The 20,697-nt window shown below is 69.5% G+C and carries 14 protein-coding genes; 9 read left to right on the top strand and 5 right to left on the bottom strand.

All coding sequences use genetic code 11. The annotated features are described in order from the left end of the window. Positions 1–238: 238 nt before the first annotated feature. The 3 genes from HMPREF0043_RS02165 to HMPREF0043_RS10080 all read left to right on the top strand — a co-directional run bounded on the left by HMPREF0043_RS02165 (position 239) and on the right by HMPREF0043_RS10080 (position 4,488). Entirely contained in the window at positions 239–2,407 is a 2,169-nt protein-coding gene (locus tag HMPREF0043_RS02165; protein ID WP_040317664.1) for an NAD(+) synthase, read from the top strand. Positions 2,408–2,471: 64 nt separating this feature from the next. Then, positions 2,472–2,903 (top strand): GNAT family N-acetyltransferase, encoded by a 432-nt coding sequence (locus tag HMPREF0043_RS02160; protein ID WP_021601177.1) that lies wholly within the window; start codon positions 2,472–2,474, stop codon positions 2,901–2,903. A 109-nt stretch (positions 2,904–3,012) separates the two neighbouring features. Further along, positions 3,013–4,488, top strand: a complete 1,476-nt coding sequence (locus HMPREF0043_RS10080) for a polysaccharide deacetylase family protein (protein WP_051317395.1) — start codon at positions 3,013–3,015, stop codon at positions 4,486–4,488. A 267-nt stretch (positions 4,489–4,755) separates the two neighbouring features. Here HMPREF0043_RS10080 and HMPREF0043_RS02150 read toward each other — a convergent pair whose 3' ends face one another. Then, positions 4,756–5,865 carry a GuaB3 family IMP dehydrogenase-related protein gene (locus HMPREF0043_RS02150; RefSeq protein WP_021601173.1) on the bottom strand — a complete coding sequence of 370 codons (1,110 nt, stop codon included), beginning with the start codon at positions 5,863–5,865 and terminating at the stop codon, positions 4,756–4,758. 272 nt (positions 5,866–6,137) lie between these two features. On the opposite strand from HMPREF0043_RS02150, the gene HMPREF0043_RS02145 reads away from it, so the two are divergent. Beyond that, positions 6,138–6,833 carry an exonuclease domain-containing protein gene (locus tag HMPREF0043_RS02145; RefSeq protein ID WP_021601172.1) on the top strand — a complete coding sequence of 232 codons (696 nt, stop codon included), beginning with the start codon at positions 6,138–6,140 and terminating at the stop codon, positions 6,831–6,833. A 163-nt stretch (positions 6,834–6,996) separates the two neighbouring features. Here HMPREF0043_RS02145 and guaB read toward each other — a convergent pair whose 3' ends face one another. The 3 genes from guaB to modA all read right to left on the bottom strand — a co-directional run bounded on the left by guaB (position 6,997) and on the right by modA (position 11,495). Beyond that, positions 6,997–8,499 (bottom strand): IMP dehydrogenase, encoded by a 1,503-nt coding sequence (gene guaB, locus HMPREF0043_RS02140; RefSeq protein ID WP_021601170.1) that lies wholly within the window; start codon positions 8,497–8,499, stop codon positions 6,997–6,999. Between the two features lie 21 nt (positions 8,500–8,520). Then, entirely contained in the window at positions 8,521–10,617 is a 2,097-nt protein-coding gene (locus tag HMPREF0043_RS02135) for an ATP-binding cassette domain-containing protein (RefSeq protein ID WP_084432043.1), read from the bottom strand. An 83-nt stretch (positions 10,618–10,700) separates the two neighbouring features. Continuing rightward, positions 10,701–11,495 carry a molybdate ABC transporter substrate-binding protein gene (gene modA, locus HMPREF0043_RS02130; RefSeq protein ID WP_021601168.1) on the bottom strand — a complete coding sequence of 265 codons (795 nt, stop codon included), beginning with the start codon at positions 11,493–11,495 and terminating at the stop codon, positions 10,701–10,703. A gap of 190 nt (positions 11,496–11,685) precedes the next feature. Between modA and HMPREF0043_RS02125 the strand changes: the two genes are divergently transcribed. Further along, positions 11,686–12,168 carry a molybdopterin-binding protein gene (locus HMPREF0043_RS02125; protein ID WP_021601167.1) on the top strand — a complete coding sequence of 161 codons (483 nt, stop codon included), beginning with the start codon at positions 11,686–11,688 and terminating at the stop codon, positions 12,166–12,168. Positions 12,169–12,315: 147 nt separating this feature from the next. On the opposite strand, the gene mobA is transcribed toward HMPREF0043_RS02125, so the two are convergent. Further along, positions 12,316–13,074: a molybdenum cofactor guanylyltransferase gene (gene mobA, locus HMPREF0043_RS02120; protein ID WP_040317649.1), complete on the bottom strand. Its 759-nt coding sequence runs from the start codon at positions 13,072–13,074 to the stop codon at positions 12,316–12,318. A 297-nt stretch (positions 13,075–13,371) separates the two neighbouring features. On the opposite strand from mobA, the gene HMPREF0043_RS02115 reads away from it, so the two are divergent. Genes HMPREF0043_RS02115 through narJ form a run of 4 tightly spaced genes read left to right on the top strand, consistent with a single transcriptional unit; the run spans position 13,372 to position 20,695 of the window. Further along, the gene (locus tag HMPREF0043_RS02115; protein ID WP_021601165.1) at positions 13,372–14,685 is read left to right on the top strand and encodes an MFS transporter; all 1,314 of its coding nucleotides are present in this window, start codon (positions 13,372–13,374) and stop codon (positions 14,683–14,685) included. A gap of 24 nt (positions 14,686–14,709) precedes the next feature. Continuing rightward, positions 14,710–18,492, top strand: coding sequence for a nitrate reductase subunit alpha (locus tag HMPREF0043_RS02110; protein ID WP_040317648.1), 3,783 nt, complete (start codon positions 14,710–14,712; stop codon positions 18,490–18,492). Beyond that, positions 18,492–20,024: a nitrate reductase subunit beta gene (gene narH, locus HMPREF0043_RS02105; protein WP_021601163.1), complete on the top strand. Its 1,533-nt coding sequence runs from the start codon at positions 18,492–18,494 to the stop codon at positions 20,022–20,024. The genes HMPREF0043_RS02110 and narH overlap by 1 nt, the downstream gene beginning before the upstream one ends. Then, positions 20,021–20,695 carry a nitrate reductase molybdenum cofactor assembly chaperone gene (narJ, locus tag HMPREF0043_RS02100; protein ID WP_021601162.1) on the top strand — a complete coding sequence of 225 codons (675 nt, stop codon included), beginning with the start codon at positions 20,021–20,023 and terminating at the stop codon, positions 20,693–20,695. The genes narH and narJ overlap by 4 nt, the downstream gene beginning before the upstream one ends. Positions 20,696–20,697 lie beyond the last annotated feature (2 nt).

Raw genomic sequence — 20,697 nt, 5'->3', positions numbered from 1 at the left:
GGATGAGTTCTATTCGATCTACTCCCACGGGCTCGTGCGGGTCGCGGCCTGCACGCTGCCCGTGGCCCCGGCGAACCCGATGGACAACGCCCGGCGCACGGCCGAGCTCATACGGGAATGCGACCTGGAAGGCGTCGCCGGCCGCATCCCCCGAGCCCGGCCGTGCGCTGAAGCGGCCGGGCTCGGGGGCGGACACCCGCTTTATCGTCCATCCGCTTCCTCTGGCAGACTGGTTTCCATGGATGAGTTCTATTCGATCTACTCCCACGGGCTCGTGCGGGTCGCGGCCTGCACGCTGCCCGTGGCCCCGGCGAACCCGATGGACAACGCCCGGCGCACGGCCGAGCTCATACGGGAATGCGACCTGGAAGGCGTCGCCCTGGCCGCATTCCCCGAGCTCGGCCTAACCGGCTACTCCATCGACGACCTCCTGCTCCAGGACGCCCTCCTGGACGCCGCCCTCCAGGCCATCGAGCACGTTCGCCAGGCCACCGTTGAACTCCAGCCCATCGTCGTCGTCGGAGCGCCGCTGGCGCACGCGAACCGCCTCTACAACTGCGCTGTGGTTATCCACGCCGGGCGGATCCTGGGGGTCGTCCCCAAGTCCTATCTGCCCAACTACCGCGAATTCTACGAAAAACGCCACTTCGCCCCCGGGGACGGGCTCGCCGGCGCCGCCATCCGCCTGCCCGGGGTCGCACTGCGCCCCGAGGCGCCCAGCACGCGTCGAGCCTCCCACCGGGTCGACGCCTTCGCCAACTACGGGGTCGCCCCCGACACCGTGCCCTTCGGCCCGGATCTCCTTTTCGACGCCAAAGACGTGCCCGGATTCACCTTCCACGTCGAAGTGTGCGAGGACATGTGGGTGCCGATCCCCCCGTCGGCGCGCGCAGCGCTCGCCGGGGCGACCGTGCTCGTCAACCTCTCCAGCTCGCCCATCACGGTCGGGCGCGCGGCCGATCGGGCGCTCATGGTCCAGTCGGCCTCGGCCCGCTGCAACGCGGCCTACGTCTACACCGCCTCGGGAGAGGGCGAATCCTCCACCGACCTGTCCTGGGACGGCCAGTCGATGGTCTACGAACTGGGGGTCAAACTCGCCGAATCCGAGCGCTTCGCCAGCGGGCGGCACGCCACCATCGCCGACGTGGACGTCGACGCCCTGCGCCAGGAGCGCCTGCGCCAAGGGTCCTTCGACGACAACCGCACCGCCTTCGGCGTCACCGCCTCACCCGCCGGTGCGCCCCCCGCATCGGTCGGGGGAGGCGCCGACGTCTTCCGCACCGTCACCCTCACGCTCAATCCCGACGCGGGAGGGGCCGTGGGCCTGCGCCGTCCGCTGGACCGCTTCCCCTTCGTCCCCGACGACGAGGCCCAGCTCAACCAGGACTGCTATGAGGCCTACAACATCCAGGTGTACGCAATCGCACAGCGGCTCAAGGCGATCGGCGACCCGAAAATCGTCATCGGCGTCTCGGGCGGGCTCGACTCCACCCACGCGCTCATCGTCGCCGCCAAGGCCATGGATCGGCTGGGGCGCCCGCGCACCGACGTGCTCGCCTACACGATGCCCGGCTTCGCCACCTCCGAGCGCACGAAGAAAAACGCCGAGGAGCTCTGCGAGAGGCTCGGCGTGACCTTCAGAGAGATCGACATCCAGCCCGCGGCCAGGCAGATCCTCGAAGACATCGACCACCCCTTCGCCCGGGGCGAGGAGACCTACGACGTGACCTTCGAGAACGTCCAGGCCGGCCTGCGCACCGACTTCCTGTTCCGCCTGGCGAACGCGAACGGGGGGATCGTGCTGGGAACCGGCGACCTCTCCGAACTCGCGCTCGGCTGGTGCACCTTCGGGGTGGGCGACCAGATGAGCCACTACAACGTCAATCCCGGCGTCCCCAAAACGCTCATGCAGCACCTCATCCGCTGGGTGATCTCCTCCGGGCAGTTCGACGAGCAGGTGAACCAGACACTCCGCTCGATCCTGGACACGGAGATCTCCCCCGAGCTCATCCCGGCCGCGAACGGGGAGGACATGCAGTCGACCCAGGAGAAGGTGGGGCCGTACGAACTGCAGGACTTCACGCTGTACTACCTGCTGCGCCGCGGACTGCGCCCTTCGAAGATCGCCTTCTACACCTGGCACGCCTGGAGCGACCGCGAGTCGGGGACGTGGCCGGCGGGTTTTCCCGAGGCCGAGCGCAACCAGTACACGATCGGCGAGATCCGCTCGTGGATGGAGCTCTTCTACAAGCGCTTCTTCGCCAATCAGTTCAAGCGCTCCACGCTGCCCAACGGGCCGAAGGTACTCGCGGGCGGGACGCTCTCGCCGCGCGGAGACTGGCGGATGCCCTCCGACGTCCCTGCTTCGGCGTGGCTCGACGAAATGTCTCGGATTCCTCGCGAATAGGGTGTACAGTCAGATGCGACGTGGCTCCATTCCGGAGCTGATCTGACCCCCCGAAAGGATCAAAGTGTCCGTTGAGATAGTGCGCGAATCCGGTGACGATCTTCTCGAAGCGATCAATGCGCTCGTCCCTCAACTGTCCTCCTCGACGCCTCCCCTGGCCGCCGAGGATCTCAACGGCCTCCTATCCCAGCAGGGCACGGTCCTGTTCGTCTATCGCGACGAAGGAAGCGGCGCCGTCCTGGGCATGCTCACCCTCGCGACATTCGACATCCCCACGGGAAAGCGCGCCTGGATCGAAGACGTCGTGGTGGATGGTGCGGCACGAGGGCAGGGCGCCGGGTACAAGCTCGTCGAGGCGGCAGTCCAGCACGCACTGGCCCTCGGCTGCAAGACGGTCGACCTGACGTCGCGGCCATCGCGCGAGACCGCCAACAGACTGTACCGGCGGGCCGGGTTCCAGCTTCGCGAAACAAACGTTTACCGCTACGTCGGATGACACCCCCGACGAAAGGACAATTGTGCGTTTCCGTCAATCGGTCATTGCGGGCCTCACCTGTCTGACGATGGTGGGATGCTCGGCATCGTCATCGGAGGCATCGGGCTCCGTGACGAAAACCCCGGCCATCGCCGCGGCAGAGGTCAAATGGCCCGAGCTGCCCGGCGCCTCGAGCGTCCAAGGCCTTCTCGTCGACAAGGGAAAAGCGGCCGGCAGCGCCAACACCTCGGTCATCAGCGTGAAGAACCCCCCGACGCTCGCCGAGGCCGTCAAGCCCTGGGTCGACAGGCAGAGCCAGGCCTTCGCCGCCGCAGTCAAGAAAACCCCCAACTCCGGCCAGCAGTCCCTGGCGATGGAATCGTCCGTATGCGGGGCCTCGGGCACGGTCCTGTGCTTCCTCGTCAACTCGACCTCGGCGGTGGGAAGCCAATCGAGGGAGACCAGCCAGTCGTGGTTCGTCGACTCGTCGGACAACTCGGTGACCCGCGGCGAGGAACTCTTCACCAAGGAGGGCGCGGCCCGGGTGCACAGCCTGGTCTCCTCCACGGTGAGGAAGGCCGAAGGCGGGTCTCCGTCGAGCCAGGCGAGCGCGACCAAGAGGAACTCGGCCAAGGCCGCGACCGGGACGCAGCGCGAATCGAGCGGCAAGGACTCACCGAGCGGGGGCGCCCAAGGCAAGAAGACGAAGAACGCGAAGAGCGCCAAGCCAACCGTCCCCGATAACGACTACCTCCACGGAGCCTACTTCGATACGGACGGTTCCCTCATACTCCTCGTGACGGACCCGTATTCGTCGGGGAACGCGAGCCTGTCCGCCTACCGGGTCAAGGGGAAGAAACTGGACGGCTTCCTGACCGATCGGGCGCGCAAGCTCCGCTCGACGATCATGGCGGGAACCGCGCCCAGCCCCCTGCCGACGCCGAGTCCCTCGGTCCAGGCCAACCCCAGCGGTTCGGGCGTGGACTGCTCGAAGGCGTCCTGCGTGGCGCTCACCTTCGACGACGGACCCGGACCGCAGACCCCCCAGCTCCTCGACACGCTCAAGGCCAAGGGCGTTCGAGCGACCTTCTTCACCATCGGCCCGCACGTACGGTCCTATCCGCACGTCGTGGCGCGCGCCGTGCAGGAAGGGCACGTCGTGGGCAACCACACGTGGAACCATCCGGTGCTCTCGAAGCTGGCCCCCCAGCAGGTCGCCAACGAGTTGACGAGCACGAACAACGAAATCGTCGCGGCGGGAGCCCCCTCCCCCATTCTCGTACGCCCTCCGTACGGCGCGAAGAACCCGAGCGTCATGTCCGTCATCGGACAGCACGGCATGGTCGCGGTCATATGGGACGTGGACACCGAAGACTGGAAGAACCGCAATTCCTCCATCTCCACGCAGCGGGCGCTGGCCGGAGTCAAGCGGGGGTCCATCATCCTCATGCACGACATCCATCCGTCGACCATCGCCGCCGCGGGCGGCCTGATCGACCAGCTCAAGGCCCGCGGCTACACGCTCGTGACCGTCCCCGAGCTGCTCGGCAACAACCCGTCCGGGTACGTCGGACGCGAAGTGTATACGCAGACGACCATCAGATAGACGCGTTGCGGTTGGCATGAGGTGCCCCCGGCGGATCGCCGGGGGCACCTCATCGTTCGGAGAGTCAGCGGAGCCGTCGCGCCCGCGGAAGGGCGCTCGCCCCGGGCTTACGCAGGGCACGGCAGCGCCTGGGATCATCGAGCACTGGCAGGCATGCGCCGTGTCCTTCTCGACAGACTGGGCGGAGACGGGGAAACCGACCGGGTCCGAGCATGCGTCGGGAGGATGGGAACGCGCTTCAGGCAGCTCGCGTTGCGCGAGCGGGAGTCAATCCGCGATGACCAGTTCGGCCCGTTGGAACTCCTTGATGTCCGTGTAGCCGTTGGCGGCCATGGCGTGGCGGAGGGCCCCCATGAAGTTCACGCGGCCCGCGGCCTCGCGTGAGGGGCCGTGAAGGATCTCTTCGAGCGTTCCGGCCGTCTCCACCCGCACCCGCTCGCCTCGCGGAAGGCTCGCGTGATGGGCCTCCTGCCCCCAGTGCCATCCGCTTCCGGGTGCCTCGGCGGCTCTGGCCAGGGCCGTTCCGAGCATGACGGCGTCCGCGCCGCACGCGATCGCCTTGACGAGGTCGCCCGTCGTGGACACCGAACCGTCGGCTATGACGTGCACGTACCGGCCACCCGACTCGTCGAGGTAGTCGCGGCGGGCGGCGGCGATGTCGGCGATCGTCGTCGCCATGGGCGCGGCGATGCCGACGGTGCGCCGAGTCGCCGAGGCGGCGCCGCCCCCGTAGCCCGCCAGAACCCCGGCGGCGCCGGTGCGCATGAGGTGGAGCGCGCCCGTGTAGGTCACGGCGCCCCCGACGATGACGGGCACGTCGAGTTCGTAGATGAAGCGTTTGAGGTTGAGCGGCTCCCGCGAACCCGAGACGTGTTCGGCGGACACCGTCGTGCCGCGGATGACGAAGAGGTCGACGCCCGCGTCGACGACCGTCTTCCACAGATCTTGGGTCCGCCCGGGCGACAGCGCTCCGGCCACCGGCACGCCCGCGGCGCGGATCCACTCCAGCCGCGCCGTGATGAGTTCGGGGATGATCGGGGCCGCGTAGATCTCCTGGAGGCGACGAGTCGCCCCCCTGCCTTCCAGTTCGGCTATCTCGCCGAACTGCGGCGAGGGATCCTCGTATCTGGTCCACAGCCCTTCCAAGTCCAGGACCCCGACGCCGCCCAGCCGGCCGATGGCGACGGCCGTCTGAGGAGAGCTCACGGAGTCCATCGGCGCGGAGAGCACCGGGATGTCGAGGTGGTAGGCGTCGAACTGCCACGAGGTCGAGACTTCGTCGGCATCCCGGGTTCGCCGGCGCGGCACCACCGCGATGTCGTCCAGTGTGTAGGCGCGCCGCGCCCTCTTGCCCCGTCCGATCTCGACTTCGCTCACGCCTCAAGCCTACCGTGCGGGCCCTCGCGTCCGACCGTGGGCGGTCAGGCGTGCCACGGCTCCCCGACGGCGGGACGGCAGGCAAAGTCACGGGACGGCGCGGGCGCGAGTCGAGCCGGCAGGGGTGTGGGACGGACGCGCGGCCCGTCGAACGCCGGAGCCACCGGATAGGGTGGAGACGTCCGGGATCCGGGCGGCCGGACCGCGTTCGGCCAGGCCCAGCGAACGCCGCCCGGCGAACCCATCGAAACCGCCGTTCAGCGAGGAGCCCCATGTGGAGTGAAGAGAGCATCATCGGATTCGATACGGAGACCACCGGGATCCGCCCCAAGAAGGACAGGCTCGTGACGTGCTCGATCGTCCTGGTCAGCCCGGAGGGCGTGGACAAGCACTACTGGCTCGCCGATCCGGGCGTGGAGATCCCCGAGCGCGCGTCGGCGATCCACGGGATCACCACCGCCCAGGCGCGCTCCCAGGGGCGGCCCATCGGCGAGGTACTGGAGGAGATCGCGACGACGCTGGCGGAGCACATGGCCGCCGGGCGGCCCGCCGTCGCCTTCAACGCGACCTACGACTTCACCCTGCTGGAGGCGGAGCTGGGACGCCACGGGCTCCAACCGCTGGTCGAACGGCTGGGCGGCGAGGTGTTCCCCGTCGTCGACCCGTACCTGCTCGACCGCTCGGTGGACCGCTATCGCAAAGGCAAGCGGCGCTTGGAAGACCTCTGCCGGCATTACGGCGTCCTGGCCGCAGACGACTTCCACAACGCCGAGGCGGACGTTCTGGCCACGCTGCGTGTCCTGGCGGCGATTCTGCGCGCCCACCCCGAACTCGCCGAGGCGGACCTGGAGGAGGTCCAGATGCGCGAATGCGACACCCACGCCGAGTCGATGCGGTGGTTCAAGAAGAAGGCCGAGGAAAGGGGACGGGCCTTCACCGACTCCTTCGAGTGGCCGATCGCCGACTGACCGGACGCGATCCGATCCGGACAGGCCGGGCGGACGGCTCGCCGAGGCCGCCCTCGCGGGCCGGGCGGCCGCTTCGCCCCATTCGGCTTATCCGCTGCCGACTGTCCGCGCTGCCGACCGGGGCCGTCTACGGGCCCGCCCGAGACGTCCGGCCGCCGTCCTCTCAGCGACCGGAGTAGTTCGGCGCCTCGACCGTCATCTGCACGTCGTGCGGATGGGACTCCCGCAGGCCCGCGGAGGTCATGCGCACGAACCGCCCGCGTTCCTTCAGCTCGGCGATCGTCCTGGCCCCCGTGTAGAACATGGTCTGGTGCAGACCGCCGACCAGTTCGTACAGGACCGAGGAGAGGAGACCGCGGAAGGGCACCTGGCCTTCGATCCCCTCGGGGACGATCTTATCGTCGGAGGAGACGTCGCTCTGGAAGTAGCGATCCTTCGAATAGGAGCGCCTCCCCCGCGAGGACATGGCGCTGAGCGACCCCATGCCGCGGTAGTGCTTGAACTGCTTGCCGTTGACGAAGACCAAGTCCCCCGGCGTCTCCTCGCAGCCGGCCAGGAGCGAACCGAGCATCACGGTGTCGGCCCCCGCGACGAGCGCCTTGCCGATGTCGCCGGAGTACTGCAGGCCGCCGTCGGCGACGAGCGGGATCCCGGCCGCCTGGCAGGCCTTGGAGGCTTCGTAGATCGCCGTTATCTGGGGGACCCCGACGCCGGCGACGACGCGCGTCGTGCATATCGAGCCGGGCCCCACGCCGACTTTGACGGCGTCGGCCCCTGCCTCGGCGAGGGCCTTCGCCCCCGCTTCGGTGGCGACGTTCCCGCCGATGATCTGCACGCCGTCGAAACCGGAGTCGGAGCGCAGCCGGGAGACCATGTCGAGGGCGAGCCTGGCCTGGCCGTTCGCCGAGTCGATGACGATCACGTCCACCCCCGCCTCGGCGAGGGCGCACGCGCGCTCCCACGAGTCCGAGAGGTAGCCGACGCCCGCTCCGACGATCAGACGGCCCTCGGCGTCCTTGGAGGCCTGCGGGTACTGCTGGGTCTTGACGAAGTCCTTGACGGTGATGAGGCCGGTGAGGCGACCCTCACCGTCGATGAGGGGAAGCTTCTCGACCTTGTGACTGGCCAGCAGCCTGGCGGCCTCCTCGCGCGAGACCCCCTGCCCCGCGGTGACGAGCGGCATGGGCGTCATCGTCTCGCGCACGGTGCGGGAGGCGAACTGCTCCTCCGGGATGAAGCGGAGGTCTCGATTGGTGATGATGCCGAGGAGCTTGTTCCCCCCGTCGACGACGGGTAGCCCCGACACCCGGTATTTGGCGCAGAGATCGTCGAGTTCGGCGATCGTGGCGTCGGGGCCCACCGTGACCGGGTCCTGGAGCATTCCCGATTCGGATCGTTTGACCATATGCACCTGCTGGGCCTGCTCCTCGACGGACAGGTTGCGGTGGATGATGCCGATGCCGCCCTGCCGCGCCATGGCGATGGCCATCCTCGCCTCCGTGACGGTGTCCATCGCCGCGGACAGCAGCGGGGTCTTCAACGTGATGGCGTTCGTCAGCCGACTGCTCGTGTCGACTTCCGAGGGGATGACATCCGTCGCCTGCGGCACGAGCAGGACGTCGTCGTATGTCAAACCGAGGTAGTCAAAGGGATCGCGAGTGCTCATCCTTCAACTTTACTCAGGGTGTCAACGCGGCGCGCCGACGTCGGCCGGACTGCGACGCGGCGTGGCGATCCGCACCTGGGTGGCTTTGACCGAGCACCATGCCGCGTCGCCCACGCCCAGGCGCAGCGCCGCCCAGCCGGCCGCGGTGACGCGGACGTCGATCGCCGCTCCTCCGTCGAGCCGGGCGCGGACCGTGACGAGCCCCGCGTCCGCGTCCGCGGCCTCGACCGTGCACTGGACCACTCCGCGAGGGGAGCCCGACGGCGGATCGGCGTGCAGTGCGACGGCCTCGGGCGGGAACATGAGCGTGACGGGGTCTCCGCTCCGCATCCCCTCCCCCGGTGCGGCGGATGCGAGCCGTCCCCTCTCCCCCACCGCGATCCCCGGCAGGCCGTCGGGGCCGAACGAGGCCGGCCCGGTCAGGACGTTCAGGCCCGCCAGGCTCGCGGCGAACAGGCTCGTCGGGGCGGCGAGGACGCCGGCGGGCTCTCCCTGCTCGACTACGCGGCCGCCTTCCAGGATGACCAGGCGCGCGGCGAGCTCGACCGCTTCGGCCACGTCGTGTGTGACGAGGACCGTGGTGGTCCGGTCGTGTTTGAGCCGGGAAGAGAGGATCCGGCTGACGTGGGCGGTCGCCTCGACGTCCAAGGCGGCGGTGGGCTCGTCCAGGATGAGGAGGCGCGGGTGGAAGACGAGCGCCCGCGCCAAGGCCACGCGCGCCGCCTGCCCCCCGGAGAGTTCGTCGCCCCGGCGCGAGGCGAGGCGCTCGCAGCCGACGGCGCGCAGCTGCCGGCGAGCCGCCGCCTTCGCCCGGGAGCGCGGCCATCTCCGGCATCGCAGGGGGAAGGCGACGTTGGCTAAGACGCTCATGTGCCCGAAGATCCTCGGATCCTGGCTGACGACTGCGACCCGCCTGGCGCGCGAGGGGACGAACGCGTCCGGACCGTCCACGACGACGTCTCCGAAGCGGACCTCTCCCGAATCGAGGGCGAGCCGGCCGGCCAAGAGCTCGGCCAAGGTGGACTTGCCAGCTCCGTTGTGCCCCATGACCGCCACGACCTCTCCCGGTTCGACGTCGAGGCCGACGTCCCATCCGCGCGCCTCGATCCGGCCGGAGACGGAGATCCGGGCGGACTCGGCTTCGTCGGCGGAGAAGGCCCCTTCGCCGTCTTCTCCGGTCTCCTGGACGGCGGGGGACGGGTGGGCGGAACGGTCGCCGTACCGGTCGGCGTCGTCGTACCGGCGCGCGCGACGCGCCGGCCATTCCGTCAAGGCGACCACGCACGCCGAGGCGAGGACGAGCACGACGCCGACGGCTAGGGCGCTGTCGGAGTCGCTGACGCGGACGAGGTAGATGCGCAGAGGCATCGTCTCGGTGATCCCCTGGGCCGAGCCTGCGAAGGTGATGGTGGCGCCGAACTCGCCCAGGCAGCGCGCCAGGGCCAGAGCCGTCCCCCTCGCGAGGCCGGGCACGGCCATGGGAAGGGTCACGCACCATAGGACGCGCGAGGGGCCGGCGCCCAGGGCCGCCGCGGTCTCCTCCAATCCACGGGAGCGCGTGCGCAGAGCGGCCTCGAGTGTGATGACGAGGAAGGGGAGGGAGACGAAGACCTGGGCCATGACGACGGCCGCGGTCGAGAAGGCGACGGAGATCCCCATGGCCTCCATGTGGGCGCCGAGCACGCCTTTGCGCCCGAAGGCCGTCAGGAGCGCCAGGCCGGCCACGACCGGCGGCAGCGAGAGGGGCAGCGCGACGAGGATCCGCGCCGCCCGCACGCCTCGCCACTCGCGGGACAGCAGGATCGCCAGGGGGACCCCCACCAGAACGTCGACGACGACGGCCGCCAGGCACGTCCTCAGGCTGAGCTCCATCGCGGCGACGGTGGACTCGTTCGAGACGATCCCGGGCAGATCGGACCAGGGGACGCGCATCCCCATGAAGACGAGGGGGAGGACGAGGTAGAGGACGCCCGCGCAGGCGACGGCGGGAAGCCACCACGGAACGGGCGACGCCCCGCGCCTGCCGCGCGAACGCCGCGCGCGCCCGACGGCCCGGGGTCGGGACGCCGTCGCGAATCGGGACGCCGTCGCGTCCGCAGGCCTCTTCCCCTCGTCCATGCGCCAGACGTCCTCCCCGTGCCGCACCGCCGACCGCCGGGCGCCGCGAGACTCACACCCGATTCGCGGCCGCGGCCAGCCCGTCACTTGACCGAGCCGAAACCGTACTTCTTCAACGACTTCTGCCCCTCAGCCGACATGACGTAGTCGACGAACTCCTTCGCCTCCGCCGCGTGCTCAGACGCCTTGACGGGAGCGATCGGATAGGTGTTGACGATCTGGTCGGCGCCCGGGATCTCGATGGTGTCGACCTTCTTGCCGGAGGCGACGGCGTCGGTGCGGTAGACGATGCCCGCATCGGCCTCGCCCGCCTCCACCTTTCCGCGCACATCGGTGACCTTCTGCTCCTCGGACACCGGCTTGAGGGTCACGCCGAGCTTCTGGGCGAGCTTGTGGGTGGCGGTTCCGCAGGGGACTTTCTCTTTCTTCGCGCAGATGACGAGCTTCGCCCCGCCGAGGGAGGAGTCCAGGCCCTTCACTCCGGCGGGGTTGCCCTTGGGCGTGATGAGGACCAGGGTGTTGGAGGCGAACTTCCTCTGTTCGCCCGCGAGGCCCTCCTTCGCGGCCTTCTCCATCGTCGGCTCGTCCGCGGTGGCCAGGACGTCTCCGGAGGCCCCGTTGGACAGCTGGTCGACGAGGTCCTGGGAGCCCGCGAAGGTGTAGACGATCTTGACGTTGGGGTGAGCGGCCTCGTAGGACTTCTTGATCTCACCGAACGATTCGGTCAGGGAGGCGGCGGCGTAGACCTTCAGGGTGACCTTCGCGGCCCCGCCCGAAGAGGCGCCGCCCTTGGATCCGGACGATCCCCCGCACGACGAGAGGGACGCGGCCACGGCCAGAGCGCTGAGCACCGCGGCGAGTCGGCGTAAGCGTGACATGCTGTCTCCTTTACGAGTCGAGCAATTCCACGGGGTGGATTCGAGTAAAATCCTCAGGGCCGGGAAGGCCCTGCGCATCACTGCGATTGTGGCACATTCCGGCGGGTTTCCCGAATCCGGGGAACGGCATGCCATAATTTAAACGGACGAGTTAGAGTTTAATGGGTGTCCGACCCGGGAGGTTTGGAGAATGACCGTCATGTCGAGCATCGTCGTCGTCAGCGACCGCATCCTCGCCGGAGAGCGTCCCAACGCGGCGGCCCGCCAGTGCGCCGAGAGGATGGCCGCCGAGGGACTGGCCGAACCGGCCGTCCGAGTCGTGCGCGAGGCCCGCGAGGCCGTCGAGGAGGCCATCCGCCAGGCGTTGGACGCCGGGCATCGCCTGGTCCTCGTCCTGGGCGGATCGGGCTTCCGGGCCGGCAACGACGCCCCCGAGGCGGCCAGGGCCTTCATCGACGTCGAACTGCCGGGAGTCGCGGAGAGCATCCGCGCCCACGGCCTGTCGCACACCCTCACCGCGTCCCTCTCCCGGGCAGTCGCGGGGCTCACTGCGCGCGATCGCACCGGCGCCCTCATCGTGACGTCTCCGGGGTCCAAGGGCGGGGCGAGCGATACGCTCGACGTCCTCCTCCCTCTGGTCGACAGGATCTTCGCCCAGCTCGACGAGGTCTAGGACGCCGAGCCGCCGAGCCGAGGCCCAAGGCATGCGGGGCCGGGAACGCAGACGGGATCCGCGGAAGCCGTGCGGCAATCCCGGGTCCGCGGGGTCCGCTGCGCCCCGACGCGGCGGACGGCCGTCGGCTCAGCCCGGCGGATGGCCTCAGCCGTCGGGCGCGGCGTCTGCGTCCGCTGAGGCCGCGAACCGCCCGCGCCAGAATTCGAGGTCGCCGGGGGTGTCGAGGTCACGGCAGAGGCCGGCGCGCACCGGGACCTCGACGAGCCGCATGCCGCCCAACGTGCGCCCGACCGCCCGGCCGCGGAGTGCGCCCGCACCCTCGAGCGCGGAACGCAGGGCGTCGCACCGGTAGACGGCCTGGAGATACTGCCGGAACGGCCGAGGCTCGCCGCCCAGGATGAGGGCTCCGTCGGCGCGCCGCCCCTGTGCGGGCGCGCTCTGCGGACCGGGGCCGGACCCCGCATGGAACGCCGGACCGCGAGGCGGGGTTCCGTCCCAGCCGGGGGCGGGCTCCTCCCTTCGGGCCTCCGCCCGGTCCATGGCCGCCACTAGGAGACGGGCGAGCCGCGCGACTCCTGGAGTGTCGACGGAGACGACGAGGACCCGCTCGTCAGCCGCCGACGCGGAGCCCGCGACGGCGCCCAACGCGTCCATGCCCGCGCCGATTCCGGCCAACGGCCCCCCGTGCGGTGGATCCTCGAGGGTGCGGAGGACCCCGCGGGGGACGCGGACGCTCGGCGGAGCGACGACGACGCGCAAGCCGTCGACGACCCCGTCCAGGCCCGTCAGCACCCGCTCCAACAGGCGGCGCCCGGCGATGTCGAGGTCCGCTTTCGACGCCCCTCCCAGACGCCGACCGCCGCCGCCGGCCAAGACGATCGCGTGAAGGCGATGGGCACCCATGGCGGCATCCTCGCCGATGCAGCCCGCCGGGACAAGCCGCATCGCGGATGCGTCCGCCGCCCCGGCGATATTCGCAAGACTTTACTCACGTAATTATTCGGATTCGGCCCCTGTAAAGTTCCGTCCCCGCCGTCGCCCCCGAGAATTGGGGAGAGTCCGTATTCGATCGACGGCAGCGCCGCCCGGAGGCCGCCGATTCGCGAACGCGGCAGCGATTATCTTTGGTAGCATCCCTTCTAAAGAGTCAGCAACGGATTGCCGACAGTCGGCGCGATCCCCCAGCCTTCGAGGAGTGCCATGAGCGCATCCCCACGAGTCCTGACCGATTGGAATCCCGAGAACCGCGAGACCTGGAGGCCGGCGATCGCCTGGGGAACGCTTGCCATCACCACCTACTCGATGGTCATGGCCTTCTGCGTGTGGTTCCTCGTCAGCGCGATCGCCCCCAAGCTCAACGACATCGGCTTCCACCTGTCGAAGGGCCAGCAGTACTGGCTGGTGGCCATGCCCGGGCTGTCCTGCGGCCTCATCCGCCTCGTCTACATGTTCCTGCCGCCCATCGTCGGGACGCGCAGGCTCATCGGGTACAGCTCGCTGCTCTACGCCCTTCCGATGATCGGATGGTTCTTCGCCGTCCAGAGCACCCAGACCAGCTATGCGGTTCTCCTCGGACTGGCCTTCGCCTGCGGGATCGGCGGCGGCTCCTTCTCCGGCTACATGCCCTCGACCGGCTATTTCTTCCCCAGGCGCCTCCAGGGAACGGCCCTCGGCATCCAGGCGGGCATCGGCAACCTGGGCATGTCGATCATCCAACTCGTCGGCCCTCTGCTCATGGGCTTCGGCCTATTCGGGATGACGTGGGCGGCCCCGCAGAGGCAGGCGTCGGGACCGATCTGGGTCCACAACGCGGCCGTCTTCTTCGTCCCCTGGACCCTCCTCGCCGCCCTCCTGGCCTTCACCCTCCTCAAAGACGTGCCGGTCAAGGCGAACGTCCGCCAGCAGCTCGACATCTTCTCGAATCCGGACACCTGGATCATGACGCTCATGTACGTCATGACCTTCGGGGTCTTCTCCGGGTTCTCCGCCCAGTTCGCCCTGATCATCAACACCTCCTACGGCAAGGACAGCGCCTTCAAGGGCATGGAGGGCCTGCCCGCGGGCGCCGGATACGCCTTCCTGGGCCCGCTCATCGGCTCGCTCGTCCGCTTCGCCTGGGGGCCTCTGTGCGACAGGTTCGGGGGCGCCCTGTGGACCTTGGTCTCGGGCGTCGGCATGGCCGTCACGCTGGGTTGGGCAGCGCTCTTCCTCGACCCGACCCACCCCGACCAGTTCCCGGTCTTCCTGACGGCGATGCTCCTCATGTTCTTCTTCACGGGCGTCGGCAACGCCGGGACCTTCAAGCAGATGCCGATGATCATGCCCAGACGCCAGGCCGGAGGGGCCATCGGATTCACCGCGGCGGTGGCCAGCCTCGGCCCGTTCATCGTCGGCGTCGCCCTGTCGAGCATGGACGCCAGCCTGTGGTTCTGGCTGTGCGCGGCCTACTGCCTGGCGTGCGCGGCGATCTGCTGGTTCCGCTACGCGCGCCCGGGAGCGCCCTTCCCCGGTTGACCGCCCCTCAGACAGAAGGAATCGATGACACGCCAAGCCTCCAGACACACCTCCAGCGACGCCTCCGGATCCCCGCTCTTCCGGATGGGGTCGTGGCTCCGTCGCGGCAAGGCCGGCGACGACGCCCGCCAGATCTTCCTGGAAGGGGGGCGCGAAGCCGACGTCTTCTATCGGCAGCGCTACAGCTACGACAAGGTCGTCCGGTCGACCCACGGGGTCAACTGCACCGGCTCCTGCTCGTGGAAGGTGTACGTCAAGGACGGGATCATCACCTGGGAGTCCCAGCAGACCGACTACCCCACCACCGGGCCGGACATGCCCGAATACGAGCCGCGGGGCTGCCCCCGCGGCGCCGCCTTCAGCTGGTACGAGTACTCCCCCACCCGGATCAGGCACCCCTACGTCCGCTCGGCCCTCGTCGACCTCTACCGCGAGGCCCGCGCACGCCTGGGCGACCCGGTGCTGGCCTGGGGGGAGATCGTCTCCGATCCCGAGAAGTCGCGCGCCTACAAAGCCCAGCGGGGACGCGGCGGCATGATCCGCGTGAGCTGGGAGGAGGCCACCGAGATCATCGCGGCCGCCTACGTTCACACGCTGAAGGCCTTCGGCCCCGACCGATGCGCGGGATTCTCCGTCATCCCCGCGATGTCGATGATCTCCTACGGCGCGGGATCGCGCTTCCACGCCCTGATCGGGGCGCCGCTGCTCTCCTTCTACGACTGGTACGCCGACCTCCCCCCGGCCAGTCCGCAGGTCTTCGGCGACCAGACCGACGTTCCCGAATCCGGCGACTGGTTCAACTCCCAGTACCTGATCATGTGGGGCTCCAACGTCCCCCTCACCCGGACCCCCGACGCGCATTTCATGGCCGAGGCGCGCTACCACGGCCAGAAAGTCGTGGTGGTCTCCCCCGACTTCGCCGACAACACGAAGTTCGCCGACGACTGGCTGCGGGTCCACCCCGGCACGGACGGAGCGCTCGCCCAGGCCATGGGGCACGTGATCCTCAAGGAGTTCCACGTCGGCAGGCGCGAACCCTCCTTCCTCGACTACATGCGGCGCTATTCCGACTCGCCCTTCCTCGTCCGGCTCGACGCCCTCGGCCAGGACGACCTCGCGGGCGCGCCCGGCGGCCAGGCAGAGGCCGGCCAGGCGGCGCCGGTGTTCGCCCCGGGCAAGTTCCTCACGGCCGACCTCATGCCCGAGGGCACCACGCAGCGCACCGAGCACAATGACTTCCGCCCCCTCGTCATGGAGGCCGATGGAACCGTCAAGGACCCCGGGGGGACTCTGGCCGACCACTACGGCCAGGAGGGCATGGGGCACTGGAACCTCGCCCTGAAGGGCGTGGACCCGGTGATGAGCGTCATGGACACCGACGAATGGCACGGCGCCCTGGTGGCCCTGCCGCGCTTCGACCTGCCCGCCGAGGCCGGGCAGGAGAGCGTGGGGGCCGGCGTCGTCCTGCGCGGGGTGCCGGCCCGCCGGGTCGACGGCCACCTTGTCACCACGGTCTACGACCTGCTGCTGGCCCAATACGCGGTGGGCCGCGACGGACTGCCCGGCCAGTGGCCCACCGGATACGACGACCCGTCGACGCCCGGCACCCCGGCCTGGCAGGAGGAGATCACGGGCGTCGGCGCGGGGGCCGCCGTCAGGATCGGACGCGAATTCGCCCTCAACGCCCTGGAATCCGGCGGACGCTCCATGATCCTCATGGGAGCCGGAACCAACCACTACTACCATTCCGACCAGATCTACCGGACGTTCCTCGCCCTGACCACCATGTGCGCCACCCAAGGGGTCAACGGCGGCGGCTGGGCGCACTACGTCGGCCAGGAGAAGGTCCGCCCGATCACGGGCTGGGCGAACTACGCCTTCGCCCTGGACTGGCAGCGGCCGGCGCGTCAGATGATCGCCACGGGCTGGTACTACCTGACCACCGACCAGTGGCGCTACGACGGCGCCCGCGCGGAGGCCATGGCCAACCCCCTGGGGCCGGGAAGGCTTCGGGGCAAGACGATCGCGGACTGCCTAGTCGAATCCGCCCAGCGCGGATGGACGCCGAGCTATCCGACCTTCGACCGCAACCCCCTGGAACTGGGGCGCGCGGCCCGGGAGGCGGGCGTGCCGCCGGCCGAGTACGTCGCCGGAGAGCTGGCCGCCGGACGCCTCCGCTTCGCCGCCGAGGACCCCGACGCCGAGGAGAACCGGCCGCGCATCCTGGCCAACTGGCGCACCAACCTGCTCGGCTCCTCCGCCAAGGGCACCGAATACTTCATGCGTCACATGCTGGGCACGCTCAACGACGTCAACGCCGAAGAGCTGCCGGAGGGCAGCCGCCCGGCGACCATGGCGTGGAGGGAGGAAGCCGCCTCCGGCAAGCTCGACCTCATGTGGACGGCGGACTTCCGGAACACATCGACCACCCTGCACTCCGACGTCGTGCTGCCCGCCGCCACCTGGTACGAGAAACACGACCTGTCGTCGACGGACATGCACCCCTTCATGCACTCCTTCAACGCGGCCGTCGACCCGCCGTGGGAGGCCCGGACCGACTTCGAGACCTACCGGGCGCTCGCCCACCTCGTCTCCGAGATGGCCCACGGGCATCTCGACGCCCAGCTCGACGTCCTGGCGGCCCCGCTCTCCCACGACTCCCCCGACGAATACGCCACTCCCTCCGGCCGCGTGGGCGAACGGACCGGGTGGAGGCCGGGCGTGGACATGCCCAAGATCGTCGGAGTCGAACGCGACTACAGGCTCGTCGGGCACGAATTCGACACGCTCGGCCCCCTCGTCGACACGGCGGGAATGGCCACCAAGGGGGTGCTCATGATGCCCGACCGGGAAGTGGCCCACCTCGCACGCCTCAACGGAACCGCAGCGGTCGGCTCGGGGCCGGGAGAGGGCCGCCCCCTGCTCGACACCGACGTCAAAGCCGCCGACATGGTCCTGCTCTTCTCGGGCACGACCAACGGACGCCTGGCCTTCGAGGGGTTCCGGACGCTGGAGAGGCGCACCGGCACGCACATGGCGGACATGGCCGAAGGGGACGAGGAGAAGCGGATCAGCTTCGAGGACACCCGCATCCAACCGCGTTCGGTCATCACCTCCCCCGAATGGTCGGGCTCCGAACACGGCGGCAGGCGGTATTCGGCCTTCGTCCAGAACGTCGAGCGGAACAAACCGTGGCATACCCTGACCGGACGGCCACAGTTCTACATCGACCACGACTGGATGCAGGACATGGGCGAGGCGCTGCCCGTCTTCCGCCCGCCCCTGGACCTCGCGCACATGTACGGCGAGGTCCCCGTCGGCCACGTGGGGCGGTCCCCGGAGGGGACGGCCGAGGTGGCCGTGCGCTACCTCACGCCTCACAACAAGTGGGCGATCCATTCCCAGTACTTCGACAATCCCCATATGCTCACGCTGGGCCGCGGCGGGCAGACGATCTGGATGAGCCCCCGGGACGCGGAGAAGATCGGGGTCCGCGACAACGAGTGGGTCGAAGCCTACAACCGCAACGGCATCGTGACCGCCCGCGCCGTCGTCTCCCACCGCATGCCCGAAGGCACGGTGTACATGCACCACGCACAGGAACGCGTGGCCGGGACTCCGCTCACGGAGCGCTCCGGCAAGCGCGGCGGCATCCACAACTCCCTGACGCGCATCGCCATCAAACCGACCCATTTAGTCGGCGGATACGCACAGCTGTCCTACGCGTTCAACTACTACGGCCCGACCGGCAATCAGCGCGACGAGGTCACGATGATCCGCCGTCGCGGCCAGGAGGTGCAGTTCTGATGAAGGTCATGGCGCAGATCGCGATGGTGATGAACCTCGACAAGTGCATCGGGTGCCACACGTGCTCGGTGACCTGCAAGCAGGCGTGGACGAACCGGGAGGGCGCCGAGTACATGTGGTTCAACAACGTCGAGACGCGGCCGGGCGTCGGCTATCCGCGCACCTGGGAGGACCAGGATAAGTGGAAGGGCGGCTGGAGGCGCACCGTGTCCGGGAGGCTCGTTCCGCGGCAGGGCGGCAGGGCGGCCTCGCTCGCCAGGATCTTCTCCAATCCGACGCTGCCGGTCATGGACGACTACTACGAACCATGGACCTACGAGTACGACAAGCTCCTCTCAGCGCCGGCGAACTCCCGCAACGTCCCGGTGGCGCGCCCCAAGTCGCGCATCACGGGAGAGGCCATCGACACGATCGCCTGGGGCCCGAACTGGGACGACGATCTGGGCGGGTCGATGGAGACCCTCGACGCGGACCCCGTCCTCGGCCGGATGAACCTCCAGGTGGCCAAGACGATCGAAGAGTCCTTCATGTTCTACCTGCCGCGCATCTGCGAGCACTGCCTGAACCCGACGTGCGTCTCGGCCTGCCCATCGGGCGCGATGTACAAGCGCACGGAGGACGGAGTCGTCCTGGTCGACCAGGACGCCTGCCGCGGCTGGCGCATGTGCGTCTCGGCCTGCCCGTACAAGAAGGTCTATTTCAACCACGCGACGGGCAAGGCCGAGAAGTGCACGCTGTGCTATCCCCGCCTGGAGGCGGGCCAGCCGACGGTCTGCTCGGAGACCTGCGTCGGGCGTCTGCGCTACCTCGGGGTCCTCCTCTACGACGCCGACCGCGTCACCTGGGCGGCCTCCCAGAAGGACGAACGCAACCTGTACCGCGCCCACCGGGAGATCCTCCTGGATCCGCACGACCCCGACGCGGTGGCGGCGGCGCGGGCGAACGGAGTCCCCCACTCGTGGATCGTCGCGGCGCAGGAGTCGCCCGTCTGGAAGCTCATCGCCGCCTACGAGGTCGCGCTCCCCCTGCACCCCGAATTCCGCACGCTCCCCATGGTGTGGTACGTCCCGCCCTTGAGTCCGGTCGTCGACGCCGTGACGGCTTCCGGCAGCGACGGAGAGGACCACAAGGTGCTCCTCTCGGCGCTGTCGCAGATGCGGATTCCGCTGGAGTACCTCGCGGGGCTCTTCACCGCGGGCGACCCGGCCCCGGTCGAGCGCTCGCTCCGCCGCCTGGCCGCCATGCGCTCCTACATGCGGGACGTCTACAACGGAGGCCCGGGCGAGGAGGGCATCGCCCGGGCGGTGGGAATGGACGGCGAGACGATCCGGGACATGTACCGGCTCCTCGCGATCGCCAAGTACGACGACCGCTACGCGGTGCCCACGGCCCAGACGGAGCTCCCCCGCGGCATCTCGGAGCTCGAAGGCTGCCCGGTGGCCTACGACGTCGAGGCCTTCCACGGCGCCGGGGTCGAGACCCACGCCCGGCCCGAGGGCCGCAGGATGCTCCCTCTGGAGGTCATCCGATGAGCACCTACATCGGCATCCCCCGGATCCCGACGACGCGGCGAGCCGGCGTCACCGACGGGCAGGCGAGGATCCTGCGCATGGCTTGCTCGCTGCTCCTCGACTACCCCGACGAGGGGCTCGCCGACAAGCTCGCCGCCGTGCGATCCGAGACGCCGCTTCTCCCGGCCGAGATCGCCGGCCGGCTCGAGGCGTTCTGCGCCGTCGCCGACGAGTGGGGCGTCCGCGGCCTCCAGGAGCACTACGTGGAGACGTTCGATCAGCGGCGCCGCTGCGCGCTGTCGCTGACCTACTACTCGCACGGGGACACGCGATCGCGCGGGATCGCGATCCTCGCCTTCAAGGAGGTCATGCGGCGTCGGGGATTCGAGGCCGCCCGCGACGAGCTCCCCGACCACCTGCCGGTGGTGCTCGAATTCTGCGCACTGGACGAATCGGACATCGGCGGGCAGATGCTGGCGGCCAACCGGGAGGGCCTGGAGGTGCTCCGCACCGCGCTGCGCAGCGCGGGCTCGCCCTACTCCCACCTCCTGGAGGCGCTGGTCCTCACCCTGCCCGAGCCCGACGAGAGGACCCTGGCGGGCTATCGGCGCCTCGTCAGCCAGGGCCCGCCCACCGAGCTCGTCGGCGCAGGCGACCTCGACGCCACCCCGTTCCCCGTACCGGAGAGGTGAGA

Source organism: Actinobaculum sp. oral taxon 183 str. F0552 (assembly GCF_000466165.1).
GTDB lineage: Bacteria > Actinomycetota > Actinomycetes > Actinomycetales > Actinomycetaceae > Peptidiphaga.
Note: the sequence above shows the minus strand (reverse complement) of the source record. Positions and strands in the feature narration are given on the sequence as shown.